A 12,088-nucleotide genomic window follows, 5' to 3' on the forward strand; every position below is an offset into this window, starting at 1 on the left:
ATTACATGTCTAATAGATACGCAAATATAAGTGGTGCCACAATAGTAGCATCACTTTCTATTATAAATTTTGGGGTATCTATATTTAATTTCCCCCAGGTTATTTTTTCATTCGGAACGGCTCCTGAATAAGATCCGTAACTTGTTGTAGAGTCACTGATTTGGCAGAAATAGCTCCAAAACGGTGTGTCTGGTCGCTCCATATCTTGGTACAACATTGGCACCACACATATTGGGAAATCTCCTGAAATACCACCTCCAATTTGGAAGAATCCAATACCGTTTTCAGAATTATTAGTGTACCAATCAGCCAAGAACGTCATATATTCGATTCCTGATTTCATGGTGCTTGCTTTCAATTCGCCTTTAAGAACATAGCTGGCAAAAATATTACCCATGGTGCTATCTTCCCAACCTGGTACAATTATAGGTAAATTTTTCTCTGCTGCTGCAAACATCCAAGAGTTTTTTATGTCTATTTCATAATATTGCTCAAGCACACCGCTCAACAACATTTTGTACATAAACTCATGTGGGAAAAAGCGCTCACCGTTATCTTCTGCATCTTTCCAGATTTTGAAAATATGCTTTTGTAAACGTCTGAAAGCTTCCTCCTCTGGAATACAAGTGTCCGTAACACGGTTCAAACCCTTTTCCATCAAATCCCACTCATCTTGCGGGGTTAAATCACGGTAGTTAGGCACACGTTTGTAGTGTGAATGCGCCACTAAGTTCATGATATCTTCTTCAAGATTGGCTCCTGTAGAGGAAATGATTTGTACTTTATCCTTACGGATCATTTCTGCAAATACTTTACCTATTTCAGCCGTACTCATGGCACCTGCCAATGAGACTAGCATTTTTGAGCCATTTGCTAATTGGGCTTCATAGCCTTTAGCGGCATCTACCAATGCAGCAGCGTTAAAGTGTAAATAGTACTTTTCAATAAAATTAGAAATAGGTCCTTTAGTTGTCATCGTCATCGAATTTAGAATATTTAATTGTACTTGAACTGGATTCGTTAAAGTTACTTTCGTAACTATCATCTACATTATCGTCCAAGAATTTATAGGTTAACATTTTGTAATACAATTTTGCGGCAAGAAAATCTGATGATTTCTCGTTCGGGTCTGGACAAAGTTCAACAATGTCAAATCCAACCACATTTTTTTCTTCAAATATTTTTCTTAAAAAATCCAAAGTTTCATACCAAAGCAAGCCACCTGGTTCTGGTGTACCGGTTGATGGTAAAATTGAGGGATCAAAAGCATCCAAATCAATAGTAATAAATACATTATCGGTCATTTGATCGATAGCGCTGTCCATCCAAAACTCATCATTGACCATATCATGGGCAAAATAAGTTTTTTCTTCGTCCATCACTGTCGTTTCAATGGCGTCCATACTTCGGATACCAACCTGAATTAAATTGGTGTTTTGGCTCGCTTCATAAACTGCACAGGCATGATTGCATTTGGAACCTTGATATTCCTTACGCAAATCGGCATGCGCATCAATTTGAAGCACAGTCAAATTATCGAAACATTCATTAAAAGCACGAATGGTACCGATTGAAATAGAATGCTCACCACCAAAAGCCGTTACAAACTTATTGCGTTTGATGTACTTTTTAACAGTTTGGTGCACGGCATCGACCATCTTTTCAGGAGATGAATTCTCAGTCACTGCATCAGCAAGGTAAATCCCTTGTTTGTACACTTCGGTTTTTGTTTCAATGTCATACAGTTCCATGTTTTCAGAAGCATCCAAAAAAGCCCTTGGACCTTGGTCTGCACCCTTTTGCCATGTACTTGTCCCGTCATAAGGCACAGGAATCAACACGATTTTCGCAGTCTCTAATTTGGAATATTCTTCTGGTATTCCTGCATACGTTACATTACTATTCATTTTGAAATACTTATTATTATTTTAAAGGTAAAATACAATTTGCTTTTATATGTTTTCAATTAACAGAAAATCTTAGCTCGCGCTTGTGTTATCGTAACCTAAAATTTTAAGTAAGTCTTCACTTTTTTGTTCTTCCGCAAATAATTCGGTGGTTATATTGCCGTCCGCATCTTTGTCAATCAGAATATGTTTTGGCGAAGGTATCAAACAATGTTGCAATCCACCAAATCCTCCAATGGTTTCTTGATAAGCGCCGGTGTTAAAAAAGCCAAGATACAAAGGTTTGTCCTTATTGTACTTTGGAAGGTAAATCGCGTTCATATGTTGTTCGCTATTGTAATAATCATCACTATCACAAGTTAATCCACCTAAAAGCACGCGCTCATAACTATCATTCCAACGGTTAATTGGCAACATGACAAAGCGTTTGTTGATGGCCCAAGTATCTGGAAGCGTCGTAATGAACGATGAGTTGATCATGTTCCACTTCTCTTTATCATTCTGCTGTTTTTGATACAACACTTCATAAATGGCACCGCCACTTTCGCCTACTGTAAAACTTCCAAATTCTGTAAAGATATTTGGCACATCTACTTCTTCTTGCTCACAGAACATTTTAATCTGATTAATGATTTCATCCACCATATATTCATAATCAAAATCGAATGCCAAAGAGTTTTTAATTGGAAAACCACCACCAATATTCAAACTATCCAATGATGGACAGATGCGTTTTAAACTCGTATAAACCTTCAAACATTTAGAGAGCTCATTCCAGTAATACGCGTTGTCACGAATCCCAGTATTGATAAAAAAGTGCAGCATTTTCAGTTTTACTTTTTTATTGTCTCTAATCTGGTTTCTGTAAAATGGAAGGATATTTTTGTATCCAATGCCCAATCTTGAGGTATAAAATTCAAATTTCGGTTCTTCCTCAGATGCAATACGGATGCCTATATTGAATTTCCCTTTGATTTCCTGTGAGAGTAATTCGATCTCTTCATAGTTGTCAATTATAGGAATGCAATTTTTATGTCCGTCGTTGATCAATCTCGCAATATTAGTCACATATTGTGCGCGCTTGAAACCATTACTGATCACATAAGTTTTATTGGTGATTTTGCCATCGGCCTTGAGTTTTTCAACAATGTCAATATCAAATGCCGAAGAGGTTTCAATGTGGATATCATTTTTTAAGGCTTCATCCAACACATGTTTAAAATGCGAACTTTTAGTACAGTAACAATAATGGTACTTGCCCGCATATTTATGATTTTTGATGGCCTTTGCAAACCAATCCTTGGCACGTACTATATTATTTGAAATTTGTGGCAGATAGGTAAACTTTAAAGGCGTGCCATAATCTTCCACTAATTTCATTAAATTAATGTCATGAAAGCGAAGATATTTATCTTCTAGCTTAAATTCATCTTGTGGGAAATAAAAGGTTTGATTGATGAGATCAATATATTTTGTATTCATTATAATCTATTAAGGTTTAAAATTCTGAAAAATAAATCAATTAGAGCAATAAATTGCTGATAAATAATGAAAAATCAAACTTGGATTTGTTGATATGCAGGAACAGACACGAAGACTAGGTGTTTCCTCTTTAATAAATTATGATGAGAAGTAAGCTTTAAAATCTGGTAACTTATCTTATAAGTTGCTTTTGAAAATGACTTCTTAAATTCCAAAAGCCCAAACATAGAAACACGGTTCAAGGGTTCAGCTAAATAAAATGCAAAAGAACTATAAAAAATTTAGATAACATGTGGTAATGTGAAAAATTTATGATGGCAGCTTGCGATGAACTGAACGCCGGTTTTTCACTGATGACAAACGATGACAAACAGCACACCACCAATTAATTTACAACAAGCCAACTATCCGGTTTTGAATTAAAATGAAATTGAAATCGAAGTTAAATTTGATTTTGAAATTCCAAGTGCCCAAAACCATTTTTTTTCAAAATCGTTTAAACGGCACAATAGAACATAAAACTTAAAACAACCTCCTTAAGACATCATTTTCAAGTTATTAACTTCTTGCTCTGTAAGATGTTTCCAATGCCCACGAGGGATATCTTTTTTTGTAAGACCAGCGATGGCCACACAATCCAATTTTACAATTTCATATTTTAAATGATCAAAAATTGAGCGTATCACCGTATTTCCGGTGTTTTTGATTTTTAGGCCAATCTGATTTTTGGACTCTCCTTCTATATAACTGATCTCCTCAACAGGCACCAGTTTACCATCAATCCTAATTCCATCCTGAATACTTTTCAAGTCTTCAAACTTTAGGTTTTTATCCAATTCTATTTGAAACAAGCGTGGAACACCATTTTTGGAGTTCGTGAATTTTTTAACCAAAGCTTCATCATTGGTAAACAGAATCAACCCTAAGGAGTTTCTCCCTAAACGACCAATCGGTTTAATGCGCGACGTGGTAGCGTTAGCCACCAAATCCATGACTGTTCTGCCTTTCCCTTCACTTGTGGTGCTTGCAAATCCTTTAGGTTTATTCAATAAAACGTAAGCTTTCTTTTCTGGATTGATACGGGAGCCATCAAAACGAACATCATCTTCCAACTTTACCTTATAGCCCATTTCAGTAACCACTTTCCCGTTAACGGTCACACTTCCTGTAGAAATGTGCATATCCGCATCACGACGAGAGCAAATCCCTGAATTCGCAATGTATTTATTCAATCTGATCTCATCCGGATTGCCTTTTTTAACTGGGGCTTTTTTAACTTCTTCCGGTTTTGAAATATCTTTTGTAGTTTTTCTCATTGGGGCATTCCCTCTGGCAAAACTTTTCCCTTTGGAATTATCGCGACTCCTTTCACCTCCTGCTGGACTTCCATTACTATGTCCTCTGCCTCCAGATTTTCCTTTCCCACTACTCCCTTGATGTCTACTCATGACTTAAAAATTTTACGCAAAGATACTTTATTATATGACGATTTAAGAGCTACAATTTACGATTTTCTCAAATTCTATTCAACACCACATCCACATTAATCAAAACAATACAAAACACACCAACCACAATGATCAATTTTAAAACATTGTGCAATATGAGGTAATGGGTTTTTGTTTTCGATTTCCATAATAACAGTATCATGATAAACAGCAAAAGCGTGCTTAAATAGAAAAAATAATTCATGTGGCCAATATCAAAATAATTCACCAGCACTAGCATGGGAATCAAAGTTAAAAACGCCAAAATGGTCAACATCGTTTTTGAAACATTCTCACCATAAACTACAGGTATCGTATGATAATCCTGGGCCAAATCGCCTTTGATATTCTCCAAATCCTTAGTCAGCTCCTTCATGGAAATAATCAAAAACAAGAACATCGCATGGAAAAATATGACTGTTTCAAAATTGCGATAGTAGATAAAAATCGCAAAAAACGGTGTGATCATTAAAACCGCAGAAGTCAGATTACCAATAAAAGGCAGTCGCTTCAATTTATGTGAATACAGCCAAATTCCGAAAATATAAAGGGAAAAGAAAAGGACGGCATTAAAGGATACATAGCTCGCCATGACCACGGCCAAAAAATTTAAGATAAAGTAAAATGACAGTTTGGTATTCTGGCTTACCAATCGATCCAACATCGATTTGTGAGGACGATTAATCAAATCCTTTTCGGAATCATAAAAATTATTGATGATATAACCACCGGCGATCGCAGAGGCTGAAGCTAAAACCAACATAAACAAGTTCAGATCGAGCACCACTTCACGAAGTGGTCGATCGGGTGCCAAGATGTAAATGGAAGTCAAATATTGGGCAATAACAACGATCAGAATGTTATAGCCTCTAATGACAGAAAACATGCTAAAAAACTTAAGTAGAAGATGTTTCTGTTTTCTGGTTAGCATCGAAAAATGATTAAAACGCTAATGCACGTATAGCAAAATTGTTTAAAAATTATAAACAACCTCTAATTTGTGATCTTTAAGAGATACTCTGGCTTTATCGATATCTTCAGTGAATCCTAAAATATAGCCACCACCACCTGAACCACAAAGTTTCAGATAATAATCATTCGTATCCAGGCCTTTTTTCCATAACGCATGGAACTGCTGCGGAATCATGGGCTTGAAGTGATTCAAAGCCACTTTTGAAAGTTTCTTGGTGTTGAGAAATAACGATTTGAAATCGCCTTTCAAAAAGTCATCCACACAAGCATCGGTATGCTTAATGAATTGATTTTTGATCATTCTGCGGAAACCTTCCTGTTTCATATTTTCCATAAAAATATGAACCATTGGTGCAGTTTCGCCAGTCATGCCACTATCCAATAAAAACACTGCGCCTTTTCCATCACTTTTTTGCGACGGAATGCCAGTAGCTTCAATATTGTCTTTGGAATTGATCAAAATAGGAATGCTCAAATAACTGTTTAAAGGATCTAAACCTGATGATTTCCCATGGAAAAAAGATTCCATTTCAGAAAAAACAGATTTCAGGATCAATAGTTTTTCACGTGTTAAGTTCTCTAAAACGGTAATTTTATTATGCGCATATTTATCGTAAATCGCAGCCACTAAAGCACCACTGCTCCCTACGCCATAACCTTGAGGAATTGATGAATCAAAGTACATTCCAGCATTGACATCACTCTCTAAAGCCTGCATATCAAAAGTTACCAACTCTGGATTGATAAGCTTCAAATAATCCACATAGCGTTTAAGATTGCTATTAGACTTTATGGCATTTTCAGTTTGAAGTCCGTCAGTTTTCAACGCCCCATTGAAAAAATTATAGGGAATAGACAAACCTTTGGAATCTTTGATGATGCCATATTCGCCAAAAAGCAGGATTTTAGAGTAAAATAGAGGTCCTTTCATTTAGTGTAATGAAAAATTAATAGTGCAAAGTTAAGAATTATTCTTTAGATGATTTAACAATACTAACTAATAATCGCAACATCTCCTGCGCTTTAGGCTTATATTCCTTAAACTGATCAGCATCAATAAATTCGGTGACATGTAACAAATCGAGCCAATAATCAGTTTCATTAGCCTCCTTAAGACTAATTGACATTTTGTTGGTAAAATCTGCACGACTTTGAGCAAACTCAGCCTCCCTAACATTGGCACCAATTGAAGTTCCTGATTTTAAGAGCTGTCGTGACATGACATATTCCTTTTTATTGCCTGCTAAGTACTTATACAGATTCACTATGTCAACAGCAAATAGAAAACTTTTGTCTTTAATAATATTCGTCTTCATTTTTAAGGATTTATTGATTAGTGTTAACCAATATAAACCTTTTCTTTTTAATTTTTAACTATTCATTATCAATTAGTTTTGCTCCGAATCCAATTTGGTCACAAATAAAATGTCCATTTTGACAATACGCAACCAACTCGTTCTTAATAAATTGCAACACTTCCTCACTTTCATTTTTAGGATAAAGCACATGCACATTGGCACCTGCATCTAGCGTAAAACTGATATGCAAACCTGTTTCCTGTCTGAAGTCCCATATTTTATTAATGATCTCCAAGGTATTGGGTTTCATTAAGATAAAATAGGGTGTACTCGTCATCATCATCGCATGTAAGGTCAACGCTTCACTTTCAACCAAGGCATTAAACGCATTTAAATCGCCCGATTCCAAAATCTCTTTAAGACTATCCATATTTTGATGGGCTTGTTGAAATCTGTTTTGTGCATAAGGATGGTTATGCATTAAATTATGGCCAACCGTACTGCTTACCTGCTTTTCGCCTTTGTCAACCAACAAAATAGTGTCCTGATATTCCTTGAAATTCTCATGGACTTTGTAGGGATATTTTACGCCAAATAAATCAGTGCTACCTTCTATACAGTCGGTTTCTCCCCACACAATCACGTCGCCTTCAATACTTCTACAAGCACTTCCTGAACCTAAACGCGCTAAAAATGAAGCTTTTCGATTGAAATAAGCTTCATCAAGAGCGTTTTTATCTGCGCCTTGAACACCATCCGATTTCAACAATTGTTTTTCAACACTCATTAAGCACAACGCCAAAGCACTCATGCCACTTGCTGAAGACGCGATACCTGAGCTATGAGGAAAGGTGTTTTGGGTTTCAATTACAAAGTGATAAATTCTTAAAAACGGCAAATAAACTTCAACACGGTCAAAAAAGGTTTGGATTTTTGATTTAAAATCATCCTTTAATTCACCATCTAAATAAATATCAAAAGAGAAATCAGTGTCGTCGTTCGTCCTTTTTGCGAAACTTAATGTTGTGATGGTTTTGCAATTATCTAATGTAAAACTCAGAGACGGATTTTCGGGGATTTGATCTTTTTTCTTCCCCCAATATTTAACTAAGGCGATATTGCTGGGAGATTCCCAAGTGACACTACCTTTTTCTATTGAGCTCTTATACGTATTTGGAATAAAATCGTGTGCAGTCATGAGTTATTTTTCTTCGGACAAAAACCTATTTCAAAAGACAGATTTCTGAATTATTTCAACCAGATGCAAAAATAAGAAATCCTAATGGTCTTTTTCATTGACCGATGACATTGCCAACAATTTTACCATGGTGTTATAATTTCTGGCCGTTGCTGTGACGTTCAATTTTCGCTCAAAAGAATTCATATTGAATTTCGCCTGTCCGTAACCAGCACTATTGTAAAAATAAAGGCAATCCTTTTTGATGACAAACGTCTCATTTTCAAATGTTATTTTGGAGACTTCTTCAACCAACTCGTTATCAGGAATTCTACCGAACATTATAAAATAACTCTTTTCCTTTTTTTCATTCGAAAAAGGACAGGCCTCAAAAATTATTTGCAATTCCTCATGCGTTTTGACAATAACTGAAACCTCAAATCCGAAATGAACATGAATGGATTTCTGGATTTTATCTTCTATCCCTTCTATTTTATCAGATGAATGGAAAATGACATTGCCACTTTGGATGTAGGTTTGAACATTTTGAAACCCTTCATTGGTCAATAGCTGACGCAACTCTACCATAGGGATTTTATGATGTCCTCCGACGTTAATTCCTTTTAAAAGAGCGACGAATGTGGTCATGTTAGAAGTCTTGGGATTGGTTCAAAATTCTCAATATAATAATTCTATCTCTGAATATAGTATAATGGATAGAGTATTGAAAATTCTCTAAACTTACAATTCTCACCTTCTTATATCTTACTTGAAATGCTTTAGGCATCGCGCAAATAATTCTCAATTGTTCCAGTAAGTCTTCAATAAAATCCTCCTCTTTTTCATATAACCTAAAATAACAAATCGCCCTGTCCAAATCCACATCGGCTTCGTTAGAAATTTCATAATTTACGCCCATAACGTTTTAGAATTTCTGAAAGTGGTTTCGTTTCAAGTGTTCCTTTCTCCATTGCATCCAACATATCATCCATCATCTTCTTATATTCTTCCGAAGGTTCACTATAGCGAATGGCGACATCTTCTAAAGTATATTCGAGATAATTCTTTAAAGAACGCTTTTGAAGTTTGGCTTGTTGTTCTAAAATTTTAATCGCTTTATTGTCTAATTCTATAAGTTTTTTTGTCTTTCCCATGATATATAGATTATATATATCTAATATATAAAAAATATATGATTTAGAGAGCAAACTCAAGAGATTTTTAAAAACATATAGTTCGCTTATAAGTGCTTATAGAACCAACGAAAAGTTTTGAGTTGAACAAAACAGAGCCTGATTTCTATAAAATTAAACACCGATTTCCCCCCTACCCTATCAAATCAAAAACGATTCTTTAGTGAAGATTATTTTATTGCTAAAGTAAAGTTAAAATAGAAAATTCCATCAAAACCCATAAAGCTGTAGTACAGCAATTTACACAAATAAGCAAATATTTTTTAATAGCGAGATCTATTTTCAAGGCCACAAAATCAGCATTTTACCGATAACATTTGTACTTTTGCCGAAATTTCATCATTCCACTCGCCCCCAATGACATGAGTTTATTAAAATCCTATCTGATATTTGTAGCAATTTATTGCACTTCCTTTGCTAGCTATTCTCAGTTAAGAGCAAGTCATATCAATAGCCAAGAACGATTAAATCAGCTTATTTCGCAAGATAGCATCTACGAAGTAACCTTGCTTTTGAATGCAGATCTTGCGCATGCCCAATACCATCACCTGCCCTCATCTTTAGCCTATACCAATCAAGCTTTAGGCACCGTTTTTTCAGGGATTGAAAGTCATGAAACTGCCGCCAAATATTATACAAGGGCTTTTGAAATTTATGACTCACTCAACAAGTTCAATGAGGTTGACAACGTATTGACTCATTTGGCACGAAGTTACGTGGATGGAAAAAACTACGAGAAATTTGACAGCCTCATTCCCATAGCTCTTGATTACTCAAAACGCCTTTACACCATTAATCTTTTTTACAATTTAGAATCCGAAGTCCGCAAAAATTATTTTATCAAAGATTATGATGATGCTTTACAGAATTCAGACAAAGCGCTTGAGCAATTAAATAACTATGATTTTATCTCTGAGCACGATAAAGCTGAAAAAAAACGATGGGAAGCTGCTTTTGGATACTATAAGGCTGTGGCCCTAATTAATTTGGGTCAATCTGAACAAGGCTACAAAGTACTCTTCGATATAGACTCTGAACAATTTCATGTTAAAGATAAGGAGCACCTTTTCCCATTAAGTCAAATTTCGACCTTTAATTTTTATAAATTCAAATATTATAAAGAATATACCGATCAACTGGATTTAGCAAACCGCTACCTTCTCAAATCAGATTCATTAAAGTTTCTTGCAGTTAAGAGTCTTCAAAAAAAAATATCTGAAAACGGAGATCTTATTTATAAGATAATCAATAAGGAAAAAGAATTACAACTTGCCCATTCGAAGAGAAACGAAGGCAGACTGCTTTATAATGCCTTTTTAATCGCCACAATCGTGTTGAGTTTAATCCTAATTGGGGCAGGAATTTTCTTCTATTATTACTACAACAATAGAAAACATATCAAAGCAATCAACTTAAGACTTAAAGAATCCAATAAAAAATTAAAACGGATTGACAAAGAGCGTCTTGAATTTTTTTCCATCTTAAGCCATGAATTAAGAACACCAATATATGGCATCAATGGCCTTACCACATTAATTGAACAAGAACAATCTCCTGAGAAAAGAAAAGGTTATTTAAATGCACTGATCACCTCCAGCAATTATATTTCTGTCCTTATTGACAACGTTTTACAAATCTCAAAATTAAAATTTGAAAACAAGACTCTGCATTTAAAACCCACCAATTTTTCTCAGTTCATAAAAAACACTACAACCTCCATAAAAATTTCAGCAAATCAAAAAGGACTGGAACTTTACACCAATATAGAAAAAACCATTTGTAACGAATTTTTATTGGTGGACAAGGTTGTGTTAAGCCAAATTTTGATCAATCTTACCTATAACGCCATTAAGTACACATCGAAGGGATTTGTATCCCTTAATGTTACTGAGAAGCAGAGAACAGATTCACACGTTAAATTATTATTTGAGATTAAGGATTCAGGCATTGGGATTCAGAATAAAAATCGGGACATCATTTTCAATGCATTTGAAAACACGACATTTTTAGAAAAGAATAGCTCAGGCTCCGGACTGGGCCTTTATATAGTAAAAACCTTGCTGAAAAGTTATAATGCTCAAATCGAATTTACTTCAAAGCCGAATGAAGGAAGTAACTTTTTCTTTGAAATTAATTTTGAAATTGCCGAATTACCAAAATCTAATGGTCAACTCACGCCTACTGCCCTTGACACCCCTTCTAAAATTCTTATTGTAGATGATAACCACATCAATTTATTGGTCACTCAAAAAAATGTAGAAAAAATTCCGGGATATTTTTGTGAAACTGCTACTCGCGGTAAAGAGGCCATCTGCCTTGTAAAAGAGAAAGATTTTGACATGGTGCTAATGGATATCAACATGCCGGACATGGATGGTTATGAAGCTACCAAACATATTAGATTGTTCAATCCTAACATTCCAGTTTTGGCATTAACGGCTTTAAATTCTGTTGAAGTTCAAAACAAAGCTAAAGCTTGCGGGATGAATTACGTCATCACAAAACCGTATGAATTTGAAGTATTTAAATCCGTGATTTTGAAATACAGCCATGTGATTCAAGATAATTAGCT

General features: G+C 35.1%; 12 protein-coding genes. 1 reads left to right on the forward strand and 11 read right to left on the reverse strand.

All coding sequences use genetic code 11. The features are described from left to right. Position 1: 1 nt before the first annotated feature. The 11 genes from ACOH2D_RS03035 to ACOH2D_RS03085 form a co-directional block, all read right to left on the reverse strand. The gene (locus ACOH2D_RS03035) at positions 2 to 976 is read right to left on the reverse strand and encodes a deoxyhypusine synthase family protein (RefSeq protein ID WP_348036570.1); all 975 of its coding nucleotides are present in this window, start codon (positions 974 to 976) and stop codon (positions 2 to 4) included. After that, positions 966 to 1,907 (reverse strand): agmatinase, encoded by a 942-nt coding sequence (gene speB, locus ACOH2D_RS03040; protein WP_348035729.1) that lies wholly within the window; start codon positions 1,905 to 1,907, stop codon positions 966 to 968. Before speB ends, ACOH2D_RS03035 begins: the two co-directional genes overlap by 11 nt. 72 nt (positions 1,908 to 1,979) lie before the next feature. Next, entirely contained in the window at positions 1,980 to 3,389 is a 1,410-nt protein-coding gene (locus tag ACOH2D_RS03045) for an arginine decarboxylase (protein WP_348035728.1), read from the reverse strand. A gap of 536 nt (positions 3,390 to 3,925) precedes the next feature. Further along, complete coding sequence (locus tag ACOH2D_RS03050) at positions 3,926 to 4,837, reverse strand: pseudouridine synthase (RefSeq protein WP_348035727.1); 912 nt, start codon at positions 4,835 to 4,837, stop codon at positions 3,926 to 3,928. Between the two features lie 67 nt (positions 4,838 to 4,904). Next, the gene (locus ACOH2D_RS03055) at positions 4,905 to 5,807 is read right to left on the reverse strand and encodes a geranylgeranylglycerol-phosphate geranylgeranyltransferase (RefSeq protein ID WP_348035726.1); all 903 of its coding nucleotides are present in this window, start codon (positions 5,805 to 5,807) and stop codon (positions 4,905 to 4,907) included. A 42-nt stretch (positions 5,808 to 5,849) separates the two neighbouring features. Further along, the gene (locus ACOH2D_RS03060; protein WP_449534323.1) at positions 5,850 to 6,779 is read right to left on the reverse strand and encodes a mevalonate kinase family protein; all 930 of its coding nucleotides are present in this window, start codon (positions 6,777 to 6,779) and stop codon (positions 5,850 to 5,852) included. A gap of 37 nt (positions 6,780 to 6,816) precedes the next feature. Next, the gene (locus ACOH2D_RS03065) at positions 6,817 to 7,164 is read right to left on the reverse strand and encodes a four helix bundle protein (protein WP_348035722.1); all 348 of its coding nucleotides are present in this window, start codon (positions 7,162 to 7,164) and stop codon (positions 6,817 to 6,819) included. A 58-nt stretch (positions 7,165 to 7,222) separates the two neighbouring features. After that, a complete protein-coding gene (locus tag ACOH2D_RS03070) occupies positions 7,223 to 8,344 on the reverse strand; it encodes a diphosphomevalonate decarboxylase (protein ID WP_449534324.1) in 1,122 nt (373 codons plus the stop codon). A gap of 81 nt (positions 8,345 to 8,425) precedes the next feature. Then, positions 8,426 to 8,971, reverse strand: a complete 546-nt coding sequence (locus ACOH2D_RS03075) for a DUF1697 domain-containing protein (protein ID WP_449534325.1) — start codon at positions 8,969 to 8,971, stop codon at positions 8,426 to 8,428. 1 nt (position 8,972) lies between these two features. Then, positions 8,973 to 9,242, reverse strand: a complete 270-nt coding sequence (locus ACOH2D_RS03080) for a type II toxin-antitoxin system RelE/ParE family toxin (protein WP_449534326.1) — start codon at positions 9,240 to 9,242, stop codon at positions 8,973 to 8,975. Next, positions 9,226 to 9,477, reverse strand: coding sequence for a hypothetical protein (locus tag ACOH2D_RS03085; RefSeq protein ID WP_348035718.1), 252 nt, complete (start codon positions 9,475 to 9,477; stop codon positions 9,226 to 9,228). The genes ACOH2D_RS03080 and ACOH2D_RS03085 overlap by 17 nt, the downstream gene beginning before the upstream one ends. 401 nt (positions 9,478 to 9,878) lie before the next feature. Between ACOH2D_RS03085 and ACOH2D_RS03090 the strand changes: the two genes are divergently transcribed. Then, positions 9,879 to 12,086 (forward strand): response regulator, encoded by a 2,208-nt coding sequence (locus tag ACOH2D_RS03090; RefSeq protein ID WP_449534327.1) that lies wholly within the window; start codon positions 9,879 to 9,881, stop codon positions 12,084 to 12,086. Positions 12,087 to 12,088: the final 2 nt, after the last annotated feature.

It is taken from the genome of Gelidibacter sp., assembly GCF_053579655.1.